At 71.6% G+C, this 17,921-nt stretch carries 19 protein-coding genes; 8 read left to right on the forward strand and 11 right to left on the reverse strand.

All coding sequences use genetic code 11. The features are described from left to right. Window positions 1-29 precede the first annotated feature (29 nt). A complete protein-coding gene (locus C1N81_RS42275) occupies window positions 30-650 on the forward strand; it encodes an Rv1733c family protein (protein WP_394436903.1) in 621 nt (206 codons plus the stop codon). Between the two features lie 218 nt (window positions 651-868). Beyond that, window positions 869-1,123 carry a hypothetical protein gene (locus C1N81_RS42280; RefSeq protein ID WP_394436904.1) on the forward strand — a complete coding sequence of 85 codons (255 nt, stop codon included), beginning with the start codon at window positions 869-871 and terminating at the stop codon, window positions 1,121-1,123. A gap of 92 nt (window positions 1,124-1,215) precedes the next feature. On the opposite strand, the gene C1N81_RS42285 is transcribed toward C1N81_RS42280, so the two are convergent. The 4 genes from C1N81_RS42285 to C1N81_RS42300 form a co-directional block, all read right to left on the reverse strand. Then, entirely contained in the window at window positions 1,216-1,575 is a 360-nt protein-coding gene (locus C1N81_RS42285; RefSeq protein ID WP_394436906.1) for a hypothetical protein, read from the reverse strand. A gap of 99 nt (window positions 1,576-1,674) precedes the next feature. Next, a complete protein-coding gene (locus tag C1N81_RS42290) occupies window positions 1,675-2,262 on the reverse strand; it encodes an exonuclease domain-containing protein (RefSeq protein ID WP_394436907.1) in 588 nt (195 codons plus the stop codon). Window positions 2,263-2,350: 88 nt separating this feature from the next. Then, window positions 2,351-2,866 (reverse strand): hypothetical protein, encoded by a 516-nt coding sequence (locus C1N81_RS42295; RefSeq protein ID WP_394436909.1) that lies wholly within the window; start codon window positions 2,864-2,866, stop codon window positions 2,351-2,353. 97 nt (window positions 2,867-2,963) lie between these two features. Then, window positions 2,964-3,902, reverse strand: coding sequence for an LAETG motif-containing sortase-dependent surface protein (locus C1N81_RS42300; RefSeq protein WP_394436911.1), 939 nt, complete (start codon window positions 3,900-3,902; stop codon window positions 2,964-2,966). 334 nt (window positions 3,903-4,236) lie between these two features. Here C1N81_RS42300 and C1N81_RS42305 point away from each other — a divergent pair, with 334 nt between their 5' ends. Beyond that, window positions 4,237-4,998: a hypothetical protein gene (locus tag C1N81_RS42305; RefSeq protein WP_394436913.1), complete on the forward strand. Its 762-nt coding sequence runs from the start codon at window positions 4,237-4,239 to the stop codon at window positions 4,996-4,998. 36 nt (window positions 4,999-5,034) lie between these two features. On the opposite strand, the gene C1N81_RS42310 is transcribed toward C1N81_RS42305, so the two are convergent. The 3 genes from C1N81_RS42310 to C1N81_RS42320 all read right to left on the reverse strand — a co-directional run bounded on the left by C1N81_RS42310 (window position 5,035) and on the right by C1N81_RS42320 (window position 8,710). Next, window positions 5,035-5,964, reverse strand: a complete 930-nt coding sequence (locus tag C1N81_RS42310; protein WP_394436915.1) for a hypothetical protein — start codon at window positions 5,962-5,964, stop codon at window positions 5,035-5,037. Next, window positions 5,961-7,715 carry a CotH kinase family protein gene (locus C1N81_RS42315; protein WP_394436917.1) on the reverse strand — a complete coding sequence of 585 codons (1,755 nt, stop codon included), beginning with the start codon at window positions 7,713-7,715 and terminating at the stop codon, window positions 5,961-5,963. Before C1N81_RS42315 ends, C1N81_RS42310 begins: the two co-directional genes overlap by 4 nt. Window positions 7,716-7,798: 83 nt before the next feature. After that, window positions 7,799-8,710 carry an SMP-30/gluconolactonase/LRE family protein gene (locus tag C1N81_RS42320; protein ID WP_394436919.1) on the reverse strand — a complete coding sequence of 304 codons (912 nt, stop codon included), beginning with the start codon at window positions 8,708-8,710 and terminating at the stop codon, window positions 7,799-7,801. A 223-nt stretch (window positions 8,711-8,933) separates the two neighbouring features. Here C1N81_RS42320 and C1N81_RS42325 point away from each other — a divergent pair, with 223 nt between their 5' ends. Then, complete coding sequence (locus tag C1N81_RS42325) at window positions 8,934-9,914, forward strand: polyprenyl synthetase family protein (RefSeq protein WP_394436921.1); 981 nt, start codon at window positions 8,934-8,936, stop codon at window positions 9,912-9,914. A 308-nt stretch (window positions 9,915-10,222) separates the two neighbouring features. Then, window positions 10,223-11,182: an alpha/beta hydrolase family esterase gene (locus C1N81_RS42330; protein ID WP_394436923.1), complete on the forward strand. Its 960-nt coding sequence runs from the start codon at window positions 10,223-10,225 to the stop codon at window positions 11,180-11,182. 42 nt (window positions 11,183-11,224) lie between these two features. Here C1N81_RS42330 and C1N81_RS42335 read toward each other — a convergent pair whose 3' ends face one another. Further along, complete coding sequence (locus tag C1N81_RS42335; protein WP_394436925.1) at window positions 11,225-12,238, reverse strand: zinc-binding dehydrogenase; 1,014 nt, start codon at window positions 12,236-12,238, stop codon at window positions 11,225-11,227. A gap of 139 nt (window positions 12,239-12,377) precedes the next feature. On the opposite strand from C1N81_RS42335, the gene C1N81_RS42340 reads away from it, so the two are divergent. The 3 genes from C1N81_RS42340 to C1N81_RS42350 are packed head-to-tail and all read left to right on the forward strand — an operon-like array spanning window position 12,378 to window position 14,143. Then, a complete protein-coding gene (locus C1N81_RS42340; protein WP_394436927.1) occupies window positions 12,378-12,959 on the forward strand; it encodes a TetR/AcrR family transcriptional regulator in 582 nt (193 codons plus the stop codon). Window positions 12,960-12,997: 38 nt separating this feature from the next. Next, window positions 12,998-13,579 (forward strand): sugar O-acetyltransferase, encoded by a 582-nt coding sequence (locus C1N81_RS42345; RefSeq protein ID WP_394436929.1) that lies wholly within the window; start codon window positions 12,998-13,000, stop codon window positions 13,577-13,579. Window positions 13,580-13,594: 15 nt separating this feature from the next. Further along, window positions 13,595-14,143 (forward strand): TetR/AcrR family transcriptional regulator, encoded by a 549-nt coding sequence (locus C1N81_RS42350; RefSeq protein WP_394436931.1) that lies wholly within the window; start codon window positions 13,595-13,597, stop codon window positions 14,141-14,143. A gap of 108 nt (window positions 14,144-14,251) precedes the next feature. Here C1N81_RS42350 and C1N81_RS42355 read toward each other — a convergent pair whose 3' ends face one another. The 3 genes from C1N81_RS42355 to C1N81_RS42365 all read right to left on the reverse strand — a co-directional run bounded on the left by C1N81_RS42355 (window position 14,252) and on the right by C1N81_RS42365 (window position 17,892). Beyond that, on the reverse strand, window positions 14,252-15,889 hold the full coding sequence (locus C1N81_RS42355) for an NAD-dependent malic enzyme (protein ID WP_394436933.1): 1,638 nt from the start codon (window positions 15,887-15,889) through the stop codon (window positions 14,252-14,254). A 10-nt stretch (window positions 15,890-15,899) separates the two neighbouring features. Beyond that, entirely contained in the window at window positions 15,900-16,967 is a 1,068-nt protein-coding gene (locus tag C1N81_RS42360; RefSeq protein ID WP_394436935.1) for a LysR family transcriptional regulator, read from the reverse strand. A 178-nt stretch (window positions 16,968-17,145) separates the two neighbouring features. Continuing rightward, window positions 17,146-17,892: an SAM-dependent methyltransferase gene (locus tag C1N81_RS42365; RefSeq protein ID WP_394436936.1), complete on the reverse strand. Its 747-nt coding sequence runs from the start codon at window positions 17,890-17,892 to the stop codon at window positions 17,146-17,148. Window positions 17,893-17,921 lie beyond the last annotated feature (29 nt).

The following is a 17,921-nucleotide window of genomic DNA, read 5'->3' on the forward strand; positions in this document are numbered from 1 at the left end:
CTGACAGCTGACTCGAAAGGAGAAACACAGTGGACCGCGAGATACCCCCGGCCCACCCGCCCGAAGAACTTCCGCGCGTGGTGCTGTGGCGGTGGCGGCACAACCCGTTGCGCCGCCCGACGGACCTCGCCCAGGCGTGGATCGCCGTCGGCCTCTTCCTGGCTGTGCTGGCCGCGACCCCGGCCGCCATGTCGCTGGTCGGCGACACGGTGCATCGCCGGCTGACGGAAGCGGCCCGGCAGCAGACCGCCACCGGGCACGCCACCTCCGCGGAGCTGCTGCACGACGCTCCCCGCCACCCCGAACCGGGATCGGACGAGGCGAAGGAGGCCCGGTATCCGGTCACCGTCCGTTTCATCGATCCCCGGGGAGCCGTTCGTACGGCGCGTACGGACGTCGAGCCCGCGTCCAGCGCGGGCAGCACCGTCCGCGTATGGGTCGACGCCGAAGGAAGGATCACCGACGCGCCCCTGACGACCCAACAGATCCGTGACCGTGCCATGGGGCGTGTGGTCATCACCGCCATCGCCGTTCCGCTCTTCGCCCTGGGCGTGTACGCCTACGTCGACCGCAGGATCGAGCGGTACCACCTCGCCCGTTGGGGGGCGTCCTGGGCACGCGTCGCCCCCGGATGGACCGCGCCCCGCTGAACAGTTGACGTGGTGTCAGGCGAATGCCACGCCGCGGTGCGCGTGCGTCACCCGAGCGCGCCGCCCTGTCACCCCAGGGCGGCGCTGAGCATGCGCGGGGAGCCGTGCGGGGCCAGGCTCATGGGCGTGTGGAGTTCCGGCCGCCTCCACCGGCCCCGCGGCGCACAGCCCGCCGGGGTCCGTCCGGGCCGGTGAACCCTCCGAAAGGACCGCATCTCATGCGCAGCATTGCCACGTACCTTGCCGTCGGCGCCCTGGTCACTCCGTTCGTGATCGGCGGCGCGGGTCTCGCGTCGGCCGACACGGGGCCCGCGTACGGAGGGGCGGACAACTCCGCGACCGTGCACGGCGGGACGTGGTCGAAGACGAAGAGCGGCTTCACCGATGCGGGCGAGGCCTACTTCGTGAAGGTGTCGAAGACGATCCCCAGCACCACGAGCCACACGACCAGCGTCACGACCTCGCACTCCTGACCTGCCAGCAGCCGCGCCGGGGCATGTGGCCCAGACACGACACGGACGCCTGACGGGCGCGGCACTGCGTGCGTCATGACGCGTTGCCCGCGTCATGGAAACCGGACGACACAGATTTCCGGCAGCCCGATGATGTCCGCACCCCAACCGGCAAGCACGCGCTGCGCCAGCTCACGGGCGCGGCACCACCCTGGGTCGTCACCGAGAGCCGCTGTCGCCCATCGGGCCCCGTCCGCGCCCTGCTCGCTTGTCATCTCGTCGAAGATGGCCTCGATCGCTCGCAGGTCGGCAAGCACGTCACGAGCGAGGAAGCCCTCGTCCACGAGTCGGCCGGCGATGAGGCACGCGTGCTCGAGGTCGAGGGCGATCTCGTCCGTCGCGACACCGTATTTCTTCAGCCAGGCCGTCTGGTCGGGTGCTGACGCCGCGACGACCGTCAGCGCTTCGCGCACAAGGCGCAGGCGAAGCGAAGAACCCGAAGTACCGATGGGGAGCCCGTCCCTTTCCTCGCCCTCCGCGCCAGGGAGGGCCGTCGTGCCCTGCCGGGCCGGTCAGTCGGCTGATAGCGGGTTCGGCCACGCCCCGCGATTCAGCAACTCCAGGACGAGCGCGGCGATGTTGAACGCGTCGTCCTCACCCCGGTGATGGCGTCCTTCTAGTGGCAGGCCGGCGATCTTGAGGGCGCCGTCCATGCCGGGGCGCCTGCGCAGGCCGTAGGCCTCGGCGAAGACGGCCTTGGCGTTGGTGTGGGTGCGCTCGGGTGGGGTGCCGAACGGGTAGGGCACCTGGTCCGCCCGGCACTGCCGCACGAACTGCCGGCGGTCGTAGTCGCCCCAGCTGGCCCAGGGACGCTGCGCCGCCTCGAACTCGTCGGTGAGCGTCCGGCACGCCTCGGCGAAGGTGACGCCCCGTCCGACCTCGTCCTGCGTCAGCCCGGTCAGTTCGGTGCAGAAGTCGCTCACTGTCGACCGTACGGGGCGGACCACGATGCCGTGCCGGGACAGCCGGCGCCGCGCCGACAGGTCGATGACCGTGAGGCCGATCTCGATGATCTCGTGCACGGAGCCGGGCGGCGGGGCCCCGTCCCAGCAGGTGGCTTCCACGTCGATGACGTTCAGGAGGGTGGTGTCGCGGGGCATGGGGCCGAGCGTAGGGATACGCGACTGCTCTCCGCACCCTGATTAAGCTGCCGGGGCACTGCCGGGTCATTGCCGCGTCACTGCCGGGTCAGGTGACCTGGCGCACCAGATACGCCGTGCCCACCTGCGCCGCCTCGGCGGAGTCCGCCTGGATCGCGAAGCGCGGTGCCGCCGTGGTGAGGTCGAACGTGTTGGTCATCGACCGGGCGCAGTCGACGCGTACGGCCTTCTTGGCGGAGCCCGAGACCGCGGTGAAGGTGACCGAACCGCGTCCCGCGCACGTCACTTGTACCTGCAGCTCGGTGCCGCGGCCGACGCGCTCGTCCAGGTTCTCCCCGGGTATCGCCAGTGAGCCGGAGGAGACGAAGTCCGCGCCGCGCTCGTCCAGTTCGTCCGGGGCGCCGAGTCGGGTGCGGGCTTGCTCGTCCAGCCTTGCGCGGGTCTTGTCCTCGGCCGAGGGCGACGACGCGGTCGTACGGCTCGCTGTCTTCCGCGCTTCCGGGGCCGTCGGCGTATCGGGTGCGTCCGAGCAGCCGGAGGCCACGCCCGTCAGCAGCACGACGGCGGTCAGGGCTTCGAGGGTGTGACGGGTGGAGCGGTACATGGGGTCCTTTCGATGGCGGGACGGCAGGCGTCCGCCGCCCCGCCGCATGAGCGGGTCGGGCACCGCGAGCCGCGGCGCCTGACCCGCCCGGGGACGACTAGGCGCGGCCGTTCGCGTTCCTCCGGCGCAGGACGACCAGCACGCCGCCGCCTATGGCCAGCAGAGCCGCGGCGGTTGCGGCGATCGCGGTGGTGTTGCCGCCACCGGTCTGGGCGAGGTCGCCGTCGGCGGCCGGTGCCGAGGTGGAGGGCGACGCGGCCGGGGTGTCGGCGGCGGCCGGGGCGCTCGTCGAGGTGGCGGGGGTCGCGGACGCGCTCGGGACGGTGGACTCCGTGGCGGGCGCCGCCGGGGTCGAGGTGGCCGGGGCGGGCTCTTCCTCGGCCGGGGTCGAGGCGGACGGGGTCGGGGTCGGCGATGCCGTCTCCGTCGTGCAGTCGCGGGTGCCGCCGTTCCACCAGGCGACGTTCTTCTCCTTGATGACGGCCCGGTCGGGACCCTGCGGCAGGTCGCCGTGGACCAGACCGTCGTTCGCGTCGGTGAGCCCGTCGTACTTCACGCTGCCGCGGTAGAGGTCGACCTGCGCGTAGCAGCCGGCGTCAGGAACGGAGATGTCCAGGGTCCCGCTCTCGCCCGCCTTGACGGTCACGGTGTCGAAGTCGTGGAAGACCTGCAGCCCGGAGGTGTTCCACGTCGCGCCGTGGGTGCGGTACGAGGCGAGGGAGACGGTGCAGCCGTCGCTGCCCCCGGCGGGCCGCACCTGCACGTGCACCTTGCCGTCGGTGCCCGGCTTGAGGGACAGGTCGTCGACCTTCACGGCGGCCGCCCACACCTTGCCGTCCAGGGAGAACTCGCAGTCCCCGCTGGTGTCCTGGGCCGGAGTCGAGCCCTTCGCCGTGTACGCGCGGGCGTCCTGCCGCTCCCAGCCCTCACCGCCCGGCGTGCCGTGCGCGAACGCGCCGGCACCCCCGGCGACCACCAGGCACACGGCGGCCGCACCGCCGACGACGGCGCATCGCGCCACTACTGCTGCTGACATAGGTGTTCTTCGCTTTCGAGCTGCCCGGGCCGCGCGCCGTTCCCCGCGCGCGTCGACCTGAGGTGAGGTGAGGTGAGAAAGGAAATGGCCACAAGATCGCTGATGGCCGCATTGATCGTCAGGCAGCCAGACATGTCCGTCAACGCCAGGTGCTTAACAAAAGCATCACAAGATCTCCTCATCTCGTGACGGCACGCGATGCGCTACGGCTCACGACGCGCTATGGCACACGGTGCGCTACGGCACACAATGCGCTCGCCGTGCCGACACCACGCCGGTAAGGTGACGATCTTCGGGCGGCAGGCCCTCCCGGAGTCCCGCAAGGCGGACGACCATGACGCACTCCGACCGGTCCCGTGCCAGGCGCCGGCTCGACGCCGCGCTGGACGGCCTCGCGGTCACCTTCCAAGGCATGACCGCCCACCCCGACGAGCACAACTGTGAGTGCCATTGGGGCAGCGCGGAGGAGCTCGCCCAGCTCAAGGTCGCGGACACGGAGCTGGATCCCGACCTGTTGGAGCGCACATGGGAGGCGATCGACTGGAGCGATCACGCGTCGGTGCTGCGCAGGATCCTGCCGCAGTTCGCCCGGGCGCTCGTCGGCGGCCGCGTCGAGGCTCTCTTCGGCATGGAGACGGTGGGACGTTCGTTCGCGCTCGGTCATTGGCAGCGGTGGCCCGCCGAGCAGGCCGGGGAGGTCGGCGAGTTCCTGCACGCGTGGTGGACCCACACGCTGACCGACCCCGAGCCCTTCGTCCCCGCGTACGAGGTCCTCAAAGTGCTCGCCGAGGCATCGGGCACGGTGCGCCCGTGGCTGCGCACCTGGGAGGTGCTCGCCGGGCCCGCGGCCGATCAGCACCTGGTCGAGACGGTGACCGAGTTCGAGTACGAGCTGCTCGGCGATCAACTTCCCTGGTTCGCGTGGGAGAACGGGGAGGAGATGCGCGTCGAGCTGAGTCGCTGGCTGTGCCGCCACGCCCTGGCCAGGTTGCGCGCCATCGGCCGCTGCGACGAACTACTGCACCGCGTACGGTTGTTGGGGCTCACCGGTGAGGAGCGCTGGCAGGACCCGCACTGGCCCGGCCACCGTTACTGACGGCCACCACCGACAGCACATGGGCGGACGGGCGGTTCAGACGTTGTTCCCCGGGATCAGGAACAGGTGCACCGACTGGTCCTTCGCGCGGAACCGCTCGTTCTGGGGCCCCTTCTTCGCCCGGTCGGAGACGATCACCACATGGTCGGCGGAGACCCAGGAGACGCCCTCCGGATTGCCGTAGAGAGTACGTCCCTTGCTGTCGGTCGGGAGACGGTAGACGGTGCCTTCGTCGACCTGCCATTTGCGGGTGGAGACGCGGCCCACCCACAGCGCCGACGACGCCTGGGAGAGGACGGCGATCCGTCCGTCGCGCACGGACACGCTGCTGTAGTCCTCGAAGGGGAGTGACTTGGGCAGCCGGATGGTGGCGGTGTTGATCCAGCGTTTGCCCCCTTGCCGGAACACCTGGATGCGGCCGCCGCCCGGCTTCCTGCCCTTCGCGCCGCCCGCGCACAGGTTCCCCTCGCAGAGGCCTAGGAGGTACCCCCGGCCCGAGCGTTCGACCCACTCCAGGCCCTCCATGCCCTTGTTGGCGTCCGCCAGGTCGAAGTCGAGGGGTGCGGAGCCGACGGGGCGCAGCTTCGCGTCGTACTCCTGGACGCGGGCGCGGAACTTCTTGGGCTTGACCGGTTCGGCCTCGCTCAGCGTGTAGAGGTGGTCGTGGCGGGTGTCGTGGGCGATGTCCTCGTAGCCCTGGTTCGCCGCCGACGCGGCGGACTTCTTCGTGGTGCGCGTCCGCTTCCTGCGGGCGTTGACGAGGCCGTTCTCCGGTGCCTTCGGCGACAGTTCGCTGCTGACCCGGATGAGGAAGGGAAGGTTGTCGCAGACGATCAGGAAGACCCCGTCGCGGTAGAGCACACCGCTGGCCTCCAGCCGGTCACCTGCGGTGTCGCCGATCAGGTCCCGGATCTTGGCCTCTTTGACCAGGCGCAGCTCGTGCGTCGTCTTCTTGTTCGCGGTCATGAGGGCAGTGCCTCCATCGCGGTCGGGAAGAGAGCGCCGGCGGCGCCTTCGGGGTAGGTCTTGCGCAACTCGGCGAGCTGCTCGCGCGCCCGGTCGTAGCGCATCCGGGTGTAGTGGTAGATCCCGTACGTGAACTGCGAGCCGCGGCTTAGCTCCCACTGGCGGTACCCGGCGCGGTACACCTCGTCATTGGTGAACTGCCGCCCCGTGTAAGGCTGTCCGTGCGGGCTGACGGACTCGCCGTACGCGGCGGGCGCGACGAGCTGCCACAGTCCGTCGGTGCGCCCAGAGCCCTCCGCGCCGAGGAGCGCGGCGATCTGTTCGGGCCCGAACTCCGTGTCGAGGAGGAATTCCAGGTGGTCGAGGTAGTACTGGGCGAAGTCGTGGTGGCGCAGGAGGTTGGTGAAGAGCGGCAGCTGTGACACCTCGTGCGGGGCGTGCGTGATCCGGCAGTAGTCGCGGCTCATCGCGGGCCAGTCGAGCAGGTCCGTGTATTGCCAGGGAGTCGAGAAGAAGTCGATGCCCGAGCTGTTGTCGTAGTCCCAGGGGATGAACGTGAAGTACGGGCGGGCCATGAACCCCGTCGGGTCGCCGAGCCGCCCCGCGTTGTAGAGGTAGTAGTTGGACGGCGTCGCGAAGTAGTTGTCCCAGCTGCCCAGGAGGACGTTGGCGCCCGCCCAGCGCAGGAACGCCCGGACGTTCAGGACCTCCTCGACCGACGCGCGGAAGGCGTCGGTCGTGAACCGCTTCTCGTCGCCCTCCAGTCGTACGCCGTTGATCGCCCGGACGAGCGTGGCGAGGTCGTCGTAGGTGGCGGCGGCCGGATCGTCCTCGTTCGTCTTGAGGCGGTACGTACGGTCGTCCGGTAGGGAGCCCGCCGTGAAGTACTGCCGACCGCCGTCGGTGCCGTCCGTGCCGGACCGGTGCTCAAGGGTCGCGCAGCCGACGTCGCCGCAGTAGGCCTTGTAGAGGTTGCCCTCGGCGTTCTTGCCGAAGTGGTCCTTCAGGAACTTCTTGTCGACCTGCTCGATGACCGAGTACAGCCCCATGTAGCGGTCGTTGAGCGAGAACGTCGCGTACGTGTGCTGCGCCGCCGGTATGCCCGCGCGCTCCAGGAGCCGCCAGGCGACGGCCTCGCGCATCTGGGAGGGGTCGTTGTACATGGACTTGAGGTTGATCCGCTCCATGCCGTAGAGCCGGTCCTCGCTGTCGCCCACCTCGAAGTTGATCTTCCAGGAGCGCTTGGGCGCGTGCGCCGTCATGTTGCCGCTGTTGACCATGGAGAACGACGGGGTCGAGAGCAGCGTGTCGTCCGCCGCCGCGCCGCTCCTGGCCAGCGTCAGGCGCGCGCCGGGCGGAGCCTCCATCACCTCGTCCGCCGTGAACACGCCGGACGGCCATCCGGTGACCTTGACCTGATACATGTCCTGAGCGAAGAACTCCGTTTTGTCCTCCGCCGCGTCGAGCAGCTCCCCGACGATCCGCCCGACCGCAGTGGGCCGCCCGTCCGGACCGAGACATACGAGGCTGTCGTCGGCCGGGGCGCCCGCCGCGGCCCGCTGCTCGGCGAGCAGCAGGTCGTACAACGCGTTGAACTCGGCCTTGGTGCGCAGCGCGGCGTCCGACGGACCGGCCGTCGCGTTGGCCCGCCGCGCGAGGTCCCGGCCCGCGCCGCGCGCCAGCGCGGACAGCGCGATGCTCCGGTTCTTGAACGCGTCCCGGAACGTGCCCTTGGTCATGGTCGTGTCCACGAGGCCTCCCTGGGGTACGCCTTTCTCTCTACGCCCGGGGCCACATGACCGCCAGACCGAGAATCGGCCGGGCGGCGCCGAGGTCAGGTTCCGGCGCGGGATCCGGACGCGGGGGCGAGTCCTGGCACGGTGACCGGCAGCGCCACGATCGCGGCCTCCCGGACGGGGCGCCGGGCCTCCTCGAAGAAGTCGGGCGCCGTGCACGCGAACAGGGTCCTGCCGTCCGCGCCGCCCAGCGCGCACGCGTACACGTTGCTGCCCGGCCCGATCTCCTGGGTGATCGTGCCGCCCTCGGTGACCCGCAGCAGCCGCGCCCCGGTGGCGTCCGCGATCCACAGGCCGCCCTCGGCGTCCAGGCACGCCCCGTCGGGGCTGACCACGAGCTGCGACAGCACCTCGCCGAACTCACGGCCGGCCGGGACCTCACCGAACCGCGCCCACACGCGCCGGTCGCCCAAATTCCCGTCCGCGTCGACACTGAAGGCGGTGACCCGGTTGCCGAACGTCTCGTTCACGAGGAGCGTCCCGTCCGGGGTGAGCGCCATGCCGTTGGGGAACCACAGGTCCGTCGCGGCCTCGGTGACGCGGCCGTCGGGATCCACGCGGTGGAGGGCGGCGGGGGCGAGCGGCGCGCCGCCCATCAGGTCGAAGCCGAAACTCCCGACCCAGGCCCGGCCGCGCGCGTCGACCACCATGTCGTTGGCGTACCCGCGCGCCCGGCCGCCGAGGTCGGCGTGCACCACCAGTTCGCCGTCGGGCTCCCGCCGCAGGATCTTGGCGTCCCGCATCGAGACCACCACCATGCGGCCGTCGGGGAGCCAGCCGAGGCCCGACGGCTGCCCGGGGACGACGGCCTCCACGCGTACGTCCGAGCCGTCCTCGGCCGCCGAGAAGACCCGCTCCTGATAGAAGTCCGAGAACCACAGACGGCCGGCACGCCAGCGCGGCGACTCGGTGAAGGCGAATCCTGCGAGCACGGTGGTGGGCTGGGACATGCTGCTCCTCTTGGTCGCACGTTCGGATCGAAGTCGAGGCGGTCGCGGCGCGCTGAAGAGTTGGGCGTGCGGACATGGGCGTGCGGAACAGTACGTACGGCCGCACCCTGGGCAGGTACCCCCCGAGACCGACCCCGTACCCCGGAGACGCAGCGTGCAGCCAAGCCCACAGCTTTCGGCGGAGGCGGAAACAGCGGAAACAGCGGAACCAGTGCAAACACCGGTGGCTCACACGTGTGAGCGGGTCCACGCGTATCTGGACGACCTCATCGACGGTTACCGCCCACGCCACGCACCCCTGGGCAAGGCCTTGAGACACCTAGTCACCCGGGGCAGGCCGTCCCCCCACGAACTGTCGCTGCCCCTCCTGGTGCACGCGGCGGTCACGGGGAGCGCCGAGCCCGCCGTACCGGTCGCCGCGGTGCACGCGCTGTGGTGGCGCGCCGCCAACACCTTCGACGACGTCACGGACACGGACGCGGGTCCGCGCATGTACGGGTTGCCCAGCGGCGTCGCACTCACGGCGGCCCTGGAGTGCGGCTGGGCGCTGCCGTTGCGCGCCTTGTCGGCGATGAACGCGCCCGCATGGCTGCGTCGAGGTCTCCGGCAGGACTACCTCGCCGCATGGACCACGGCGAGCAACGGCCAACTGGGCGACCTCCTCGGCGACCCGCACGCCCTGACGCCGGACGCGGTCCTCGCCGTCTACCGGGACAAGAGCGGGGCCGTCTACGCCATGGCCTGCACCATGGCGGCCCGCCTCGCCGCCGGGCAGGACGAGAGCTCCGCGGTGCGGGCGGCGATCGCCGACTGGGGCCGGTTCGGTCACCTTCTCGGGATGCTGGCCCAGTTCCGCAACGACGAGGACGACCTGCGCACCGAGGACTGCGAGGACCTGCGCAACAGGACGGCCACCTACCTCCTCGTCCACCTGCTGCACCGCACCCCGGAGCCCCGGCGCGGCCAGGCGCGTTCGCTGCTGGCGCGGGCCCCGGCCTCGGCGGCCAGCCGCCACCGGCTGCGCGCCATGATGCTCGACCCTGCCACCCTGAGCGGCTACCACGATGACGTGACGCGGCTGCGCGAGGAGGCGTACGCACTCCTCGGCCGACTTGCCCCGGCAGGCCCTTTCGCCGCCGCGCTGCGCGCCTGCGTCGCGGCGGAGACCCGCCACCTGCCGCCCCGCCCCATCGCATTGCGTTGATGAACTCGCCCCACCGCATTGCGTTCATAAAGAAGATGCAGTGCGTGGGCAAGGGGAGTCCTGCGCTGGGCTCCGCCCCTCCCTACGCGTCTGACATGCGGGTTCATGCCCTCGTACGGCACAACGTGTCGCCCGTTTCGCCCACTTCGCGCCGCCAGAAGGTGAAAGGACGGGCCAACAAATCTGGTGCCGGGGGATGCTGCGGCGAGGCTCCGCGGCGTTAAGGTCCCGACGGCCGGTCAGGAGGAAGCCGCTGCTCCGGATTCCCGCCGGCCGAGCCCTGGTCCGACGTCCCGATCGGAGTCCTCATGCGCCTGCGCACTTCCCCGCTCGTCGCCGCGCTCACGGCGGCCCTGGCCGCGATCGCCCTCACCGGGCCCGCCGCCGCGTCGGCCCCGCCCGAACGGACCGCGTCCGCCGCCGGGTCCGCGGGCTGCGCCGCCGAACGCCCGCGGCCGCAGCCACCGGCCGGGCGGAGCGTCGACCGTACGGTCACCGTCGACGGACAACCGCGGACCTATGTGCTGCACGTCCCGGCCGGTTACGACCCGGCCACCCCGACCCCTCTGGTCCTCTCCTTCCACGGGCACGGCCGTACCGCCGCCTACCAGGAGAGCCTCACCGGCATGTCGGGCCTGGACGCCCTTGTCGCCTATCCGCAGGGCGTCGTGGGCACGGACGGCAAGACGGCCTGGCAGGGCGCCCCGTACTCGGCGGACGTCGACGACATCGCCTTCACCCGGGCCCTGATCGACCAGGTCGCGGACGAACTGTGTGTGGACGGGCGCCGCGTCTTCGCGTCCGGCAAGTCCAACGGCGGCGGCTTCGCGGCCCTCGTCGCGTGCCGCCTCGCCGACCGGGTCGCCGCCGCCGCGATGGTGTCCGGCGCGTTCTACCCGCAGGGCGGCGCGTGCCGGCCCGCGCGTCCCGTGCCCGTCCTCGACTTCCACGGCCAGGCCGACACCACGATCCCGTACACGGGGAACGAGGCCAAGGGGCTGCCCGCCCTGCCGGACTGGCTCGCCGACTGGGCGCGGCGCGACGGCTGCCGCGCCACACCTCGGACCACCCGCGTCGAGGCCAACGTCGTCCGGCAGCGGTGGACCGGCTGCGCGGGCAAGGCCGCGGTGGAGCACTACCGCATCGAGGACGGCGGCCACTTCTGGCCCGCCACGACCCCCAACGAGGACTCGGCCACCCCCACGACCATCGACGCGACCCCGCTGATCTGGACGTTCTTCAACGGCCATGCGTTGCCGAAGCGCTGAGACGACGAGCGATGAGATACCGGCCCGCGCGGTGAGCGCGGGTCACGGACGCAGGATCAGGCGGATCGGGTCGTCGGTCTTGTGCTCCAGCCGCTCGACCGCCTCGGCGGCCGCGGACAGCGGCAGTTCCCCGCTGATCGACGCGGAGAAGTCGAGGCGGCCACCCTCGATCAGGCGCAGCAGCTGCGGCAGCGCGACGGGCATGTCCGAGCCGTAGTGGCCGAGAATCTGCTGCTGGAGGTAGCTGAACCGGGTGCCGTCGGTGACGGCCAGCGGCTTGTCGGTCAGGCCCACGAGGACCAGCCTGCCCTTGGGCGCGAGCACCGAGAGGGCCTGCTCCCGGACCGCCGGTACACCGGCGAAGTCGAAGGCGGCGGTGAGACCGGCGCCGCCGGTCGCTGCGCCGATCCGGTCGCGCAGCGCGGGGTCGGCGGGGTCGAGCGCCAGGTCGGCGCCCTGGGCGAGGGCGCGCTCGCGGGCGGTGGGGTTCGGGTCCACCGCGATGACGGGGCACGCGCCGACGGCCCGCAGCAGCTGGACGGCGTGGACGCCGAGCCCGCCGACGCCCCAGACACCGACGGCCTCGGCGGGCTTCACGGCGCCGGTGACGGTGATCGCGCCCCACGGGGTGGAGACCGCGTCGGGGATGATCGCGCCCTGGTCGAAGGGGATGCCGTCCGGCAGTTCGGTGAGCGCGTCCTCGGAGGAGAGCGCGAACTCGGCCCAGCCGCCGTCGTAGTCGACGCCGCGCGTATAGGTGACGCCCTCGCGGACCTCACCCGCGTACAGCACGACCCGCTGCCCCGGCTTCCAGCGGGTGACCCCCGGCCCGGTCCGCGCGATCGTGCCGGACACCTCGTGGCCCAGGGTGACCGTGTCGCCGTCGAGCAGCAGCGGCGTGAGCGTGCCGTCGATCAGGTGGACGTCCGACAGGCAGACACCCGCGGCCTCCACCGCCACCAGGACCTGGCCGGGACCGGGTACGGGCTTGGCCACTTCCTCGATCCGCAGGGTGCGGCTGGGGATGTGCAGCCGGGCGGCGAGCATCTGCTCCATGACATGTCCTCCTTGACACCACGGCGACCCGGGAGCGTGAACCCTTAACGCAAGTCGCCTTGCAATGAAACGTACGCCCGGCCTCCTCGCAAAGCAAGTGGTCCTGCGTTAGCCGGTCGTCCTGTTCTAGGCTGAGGCCATGGCCTCGTCCGATCAGACCGCACCGCCCCTGCGCCGCAGAGGGGTCCGTATGCGCTCCGCCGTCCTCGCCGCCACCGTGGACGTCCTGGTGGAGCGCGGGCTCGCCGGAACCACCGTCGGCGCGGTCGCCCGTGCCGCCGGCGTCCACGAGACCTCCGTCTACCGGGGCTGGGGGACGCGCGAGAACCTGATCCTGGAGGCGCTGACCGACCAGCTCGACGCGGCCATGCCGGTGCCGGACACCGGACGCGTCCACGACGACCTCGTCGCCTACTTCGGCACGCTGGCGCGGCTCCTCGCGACGACGCAGGGCGAAGCGCTGCTCCGGCTCAGCGCCGAGCGCGACGAGACCCTGCCGGACCACCGGCTGTCCTACTGGAGCGAGCGTCTGGAGCGCGGCGCCGTCATGGTCCGCCGGGGGATCGAGCGCGGTGAACTCAAGGCGGGCACGGACCCCGGGCTCGTCGTCGAGGCGATCAGTGGAGCCCTGTTCACCCGCGCCCTCATCAGCGGCGCATCCCTCGACGAGGACTTCGCCGAGCGCCTCGTCGCTCTCGTCCTCGCCGGGGCGCGTCCCTGAGTGTACGGACGTACGCTCTAGAGCGTACGATCGTACGCATGACCGTGGACCACTTCGCGGACGATCCGCGCACCAACCTGCAACGCATGCTCGCCGGTGACCTCTACATCGCCGACGACCCGGACATCGCCGCGCGGCAGCAGCGCGCCATGCGGCTCGCCGCGCGCTACCAGACCGCGTTCCTCGACGACCCCGCAGCCGCCCGGCCGCTCCTCGGCGAGCTGCTGGGCTTCGCGGGGGAGGGGGTCGAGGTGCGGCCGCCGCTGTACGTGGACTACGGCAGCAACATCTCCATCGGGGCCCGGACCTTCGTGAACTACCACCTGACCGCGCTGGACGTCGCCGCGATCACCATCGGCGAGGACTGCCAGATCGGCCCCAACGTCCAACTCCTCACGCCCACGCACCCGTTGGAGCCGCAGCCCCGGCGCGACAAGCTGGAGGCAGCCCGGCCCATCACGGTCGGGGACAACGTGTGGCTCGGGGGCGGCGTCATCGTCTGCCCCGGCGTGAGCATCGGCGACAACAGCGTCATCGGGGCCGGTTCGGTCGTCACCCGGGACATCCCCGCGAACGTCGTCGCCGTCGGCAGCCCCGCGCGGCCCGTCCGCGCCCTCTGAACCGGCGACCGCGTCATGGCCACCGGACACACCGACCCCCAGCGGCGCGAGCGCATCCTCGCCGCCGCTCTCGACCACATCGCCGACGAAGGGGTCGCCGGCGTCTCGCACCGCAAGGTCGCCGCGCGCGCCGGGGTGCCGCTCGGCTCGATGACCTATCACTTCAAGGGCATCGACGAACTGCTCCACGAGGCGTTCAGCCGCTTCGCCGACCACGTCGCCGCCCTGTTCGAGCTGCGCCTCGACGCGGCCGACAACCCGGAGCAAGCCAGGGAAGCGGTCACCGACCTCATCCACGAACTCTCCGGCGGACCGCAGCGCGACCTGATCCTCACCCACGAGCTGTACACCCTCGCGGCCCGGCGCCCCGAGTACCGGGAGCTGACCCACCGGTGGATGCTGCGCAGCCGACACCTTCTCGAGCGCCACTTCGACGCCGCGACGGCCCGCCAACTCGACGCGCTCATCGAGGGCCTGGCCCTCCATCGCGCCCTCGACACCGCACCGCACGACCGGCGGCTCACCCGTGAGGCCGTCCGGCGCATCACCACCACGACCGCCTGAAGGCGGCCCGCGAACTGCCTGCGGGGGCCCGACCCTGACCCCGGGCCCCCGCAGGCGCCCGCACCCCTTTCGCCCAGCCGGAGTCTTGCAGCTCAATAGCCGGGCGTCTCAATAGCCCGGCGTCCACCGGGTCTTCCGGATCGCGGCGCGCAGTGCGTCGTCGGAGGCGTGCGGGGCGACACCGTCGGTGACGGCCTGCCGCGCCACGGCCAGTGCGATGTCATCGGCGACGTCCCGGACGTCCGCCCACGCCGGGAGCAGCGGCGCCTCGGCGTCCGCCAGTGCGGGGGAGGCGTCCCCGAGGGCGCGGGCACCGGCCCGCATCATCGCGTCGGTCACCCGGCTCGCCCGCGCCGCGGTCACCGCGAGCCCCACGGCCGGGAAGACGTAGACGTTGTTGCACTGGGAGACGGGAACGTCGGCGCCGTCCCGTCGCAGCGGCGGGAAGGGCGAACCCGTCGCGACCAGTACCTTCCCGTCGGTCCAGGCGTCCAGGTCGGCCGGCCGGGCCTCGGCGTTCGCCGTGGGGTTGGACAGGGGGAAGATGATCGGCCGGTCCACCTTGGCGGCCATGGTCCGTACGACGTCCTCGGTGAACGCGCCCTGTGCCGTGGACAGCCCGAGCAGGACCCCCACCCGTAGGTTCTCGACGACATCGGCCAGTTCGGGGGTCCCGCCGGTTCCCCAGCTCTCGACGTCGGCAGGATCGTGCGCGAAGGCACGCTGGTCCTGGGCGAGGTCGTCGCGGTCCGTGGTGAGCAGACCCTGGACGTCGACGATCCAGCAGCGGGCACGGGCCTGCGCGTCCGAAAGGCCCTCGTCGACCATCTCCTGGCGCACCATGTCCATCACACCGATGCCCGCGGACCCCGCGCCGACCATCACCACGTGCTGCTCTTTCAGAGGGGTGCCGACCACCTTGGTCGCGCCCCGCAACGCGCCGAGCGCGACGGCTGCCGTGCCCTGGATGTCGTCGTTGAAGGTGAGCAGCCGGTCCCGGTACCGGTCCAGGATCGGTGCCGCGTGCGGACTGGCGAAGTCCTCCCACTGCAGCAGCACCTCCGGCAGCTCCGAGCGCACTGCCTCCACGAACGCGTCGACGAAGGCGGCGTACTCGTCGTCGCCGATCCGGCGGTGCCGCCACCCCAGGTAGAACGGGTCGTCGAGCAGATCGGCGTTGTCGGTGCCGACATCGAGCAGGACCGGCAGCGTACGGGCCGGGTTGATCCCCCCGATCAATGTGTACAGCGAGAGCTTGCCGATCGGGATGCCCATGCCGCCGACGCCCTGGTCGCCGATGCCGAGGATGCGCTGCCCGTCGGTGACGACGATGACGTCGACGTCGTCGTGCGGGCGGTTGCGCACCATCTCCACCAGGTGCTCCCGGTGCGGCCAGGAGAGATAGAGGCCGCGCGGGCGCTGCCACAGCTCCGAGAAGTGCTTGCACCCCTCGGCGACGGTCGGGGTGTAGACGAGCGGCAGCGCCGTCGGTACGTCATGAGCGAGCACGGCGTAGAAGAGGGCCTCGTTGCGGTCCTGCAAGGCGCGCAGGTACACGTAGCGCCGCAGGTCGTCGGGTTGCCGGGCGATCTGCTGCCAGCACCGGCGGACCTGCTCGTCCAGGCTGGTCACCGCATGGGGGAGCAACCCCCGCAGCCCGTGCTCGGCGCGCTCGCGTTCGGTGAACGCGGTGCCCTTCGTGCGGAGCGGGTCGGAGAGCAGGGCGGGGCCGGTGAGATCGTTCATGGCCCCATGGTCATGGGCGCACGCGGTCCGCCGCGCCGTCGACACGCCCCGGGGTGGCCTCGTTCGTGGCCTCGTTCCGCGCGAGGACGGCTCGTGCCGCCTCCAACAGGCCCGCCACGGCCGGGCGTTCGCGGTTGCCGGGCATCCACACCAGCACCGAGGAGGTGTCGGGGGCGTCGGCCACGTCGACGTAGGCGAGGCCGGGGCGGGCGTAGAAGTGGCGGGCGGCGGCCGGCAGGAAGCTCATGGCGGCGCCGCGGGCCACCGTGTTCAGCAGTGCCTCGATGTCCGAGGCGACGGGACCGAAGCGCACCGGTGTGCCGTCCGGGCGGGGGTTGATCGCCCAGTTGTCCCACCACGTCCGCGACGACGACGCGGGGACGTCCACCACGAGGTGATCGGTGAGGTCGGCGAGCGTGACCGGTCGGTCGGCGGCGAGCGCGGCCAGCGGATCCGCGGCGGACAGGCAGGCCACGCGCGGCTCCGTCGACAGTGGCAGCGAGCGGAAGCCGTGGGGGAGTGGCGGACGCAGGAACGCCGCCTGGACGTCGTTGTCGGCCAGGGCGTCGAACTGCTCGTCGAACGGCAAGGAGCGCAGTTCGGTGGTGATACGGGGGTGACGGGCGCGCAGCTCGTCGAGGATCGCGTGGGTGGTCGGCATCGCGGCGTCCCCGGCGATGAAGCCCAGGACGAGGTGGTCGCGCAGTTCTCTGCTGTACGCGGTGGCGCGACGCCGCAACTGCGCCATGGCGTGCACGACCTCGCGCGCCTCGGGCACCAGCGCTCGCCCCATCGGCGTCAGGGCGACCCTGCGGCTGGTGCGGTCCAGGAGCTGTCCCCCGAGCTTGGTCTCCAGGACGCGGATCTGGCGGCTGAGCGCGGGCTGCGTCATGAACAGGCGGGTGGCGGCGCGGCCGAAGTGCAGTTCCTGGGCCACGGTGAGGAACAGGCGCAGCTGATGCACGCTCGGTTCGCCACCGCCACCGCCACCGCCACCGCCGCCACCGTCACCGCCGTCGGGTCGACCCGGAACGTCCGGCAGCGGCACCGCACGCTCCCCGCTGTGCTCATGATCCATGCATTCAAGTGTATGGAAGAGCCGCAGAGGTTGATCGAATCACTGTTCCACTCCCACGCGGGGCTGATGAAGAATGAATCGGCAGGGGCGGTCCGACGACGCGACCGCCCTGCGGACGGGGGAATTGACGGCCGGAACGCTGCCTTGCCACGCGCGGGGCGGCACGGGGGGCCGGTCGTCACTCATCGGCGCCATGGGTACTGCGCAGCACCAGGCTGACGAAGCCGAAGCTGTCCCGGTAGGTGCGCAGCCACTCGGAGCGTCGTTCGGCGGCCGTCGCGAGAAGCCCGGAGCTGTCCGGATCGTCAGGATGGTCCAGGGCCCACGCGGCGAGCGACCCCCAGCACGCCCATTCGTAGGCGTCCAGCTCCCGGCGGCTGCTGATGTGGCCATGGAGGGGCACCCATCCGTCCGCTGCCACCTCGTCAACGGTGGTCGCCAGGTCGGTGAGGTCGCCGAAGATCTCGACCGCGTCCGCGGAGGGCTCCTGCTCCCAGTAGCCGTCGCCGATGAGGACACGTCCGCCCGGAGCCAGATGGGCGCGTGCCGCCGCGAGTGTGGGGAGCAGGCCACCGAAGGCGTGGCTGGCGCCGACGTTGAGCACCAGGTCGAAGCGGTGCGGGGCGACGAAGTCGGCGGCGGGCATGTGGTGGAGCGCCAGGCGTTCCCGGACGCCGAGACGGTCCGCGGCCTCGCGGGCCCGCGCCAGTGCGTCCGCGGAGGTGTCGACGCCCTCGGCCCGCAGCCGAGGGGCGGCGGACAGCGCGCGAAGCAGCCACTCTCCGCCGCCGCAGCCGAGGTCGAGCACGCGCGCGTCCGGTCGGGAGATCCCGTGCTCCAGCAGTTCGCGCACCGCGTCGTCGTCGAGGGGAGACCTGATCGGGTGCCGGGTATGCGCGATAGTGGACATTTGGTCACGGTTCACGCATGCAGCCTGCCACCGCCCCCGGTCGG

It is taken from the genome of Streptomyces sp. SGAir0957 (assembly GCF_043523415.1).

What these genes read in the sequence shown, in the direction of transcription:
- C1N81_RS42280 (WP_394436904.1), top strand. Translation starts at nt 869, where the DNA reads ATGCGCAGCATTGCCACGTACCTTGCCGTCGGCGCCCTGGTCACTCCG.
- C1N81_RS42290 (WP_394436907.1), bottom strand. Translation starts at nt 2,262, where the DNA reads ATGCCCCGCGACACCACCCTCCTGAACGTCATCGACGTGGAAGCCACC.
- C1N81_RS42295 (WP_394436909.1), bottom strand. Translation starts at nt 2,866, where the DNA reads ATGTACCGCTCCACCCGTCACACCCTCGAAGCCCTGACCGCCGTCGTG.
- C1N81_RS42300 (WP_394436911.1), bottom strand. Translation starts at nt 3,902, where the DNA reads ATGTCAGCAGCAGTAGTGGCGCGATGCGCCGTCGTCGGCGGTGCGGCC.
- C1N81_RS42305 (WP_394436913.1), top strand. Translation starts at nt 4,237, where the DNA reads ATGACGCACTCCGACCGGTCCCGTGCCAGGCGCCGGCTCGACGCCGCG.
- C1N81_RS42310 (WP_394436915.1), bottom strand. Translation starts at nt 5,964, where the DNA reads ATGACCGCGAACAAGAAGACGACGCACGAGCTGCGCCTGGTCAAAGAG.
- C1N81_RS42320 (WP_394436919.1), bottom strand. Translation starts at nt 8,710, where the DNA reads ATGTCCCAGCCCACCACCGTGCTCGCAGGATTCGCCTTCACCGAGTCG.
- C1N81_RS42330 (WP_394436923.1), top strand. Translation starts at nt 10,223, where the DNA reads ATGCGCCTGCGCACTTCCCCGCTCGTCGCCGCGCTCACGGCGGCCCTG.
- C1N81_RS42335 (WP_394436925.1), bottom strand. Translation starts at nt 12,238, where the DNA reads ATGGAGCAGATGCTCGCCGCCCGGCTGCACATCCCCAGCCGCACCCTG.
- C1N81_RS42340 (WP_394436927.1), top strand. Translation starts at nt 12,378, where the DNA reads ATGGCCTCGTCCGATCAGACCGCACCGCCCCTGCGCCGCAGAGGGGTC.
- C1N81_RS42345 (WP_394436929.1), top strand. Translation starts at nt 12,998, where the DNA reads ATGACCGTGGACCACTTCGCGGACGATCCGCGCACCAACCTGCAACGC.
- C1N81_RS42350 (WP_394436931.1), top strand. Translation starts at nt 13,595, where the DNA reads ATGGCCACCGGACACACCGACCCCCAGCGGCGCGAGCGCATCCTCGCC.
- C1N81_RS42355 (WP_394436933.1), bottom strand. Translation starts at nt 15,889, where the DNA reads ATGAACGATCTCACCGGCCCCGCCCTGCTCTCCGACCCGCTCCGCACG.
- C1N81_RS42360 (WP_394436935.1), bottom strand. Translation starts at nt 16,967, where the DNA reads ATGGATCATGAGCACAGCGGGGAGCGTGCGGTGCCGCTGCCGGACGTT.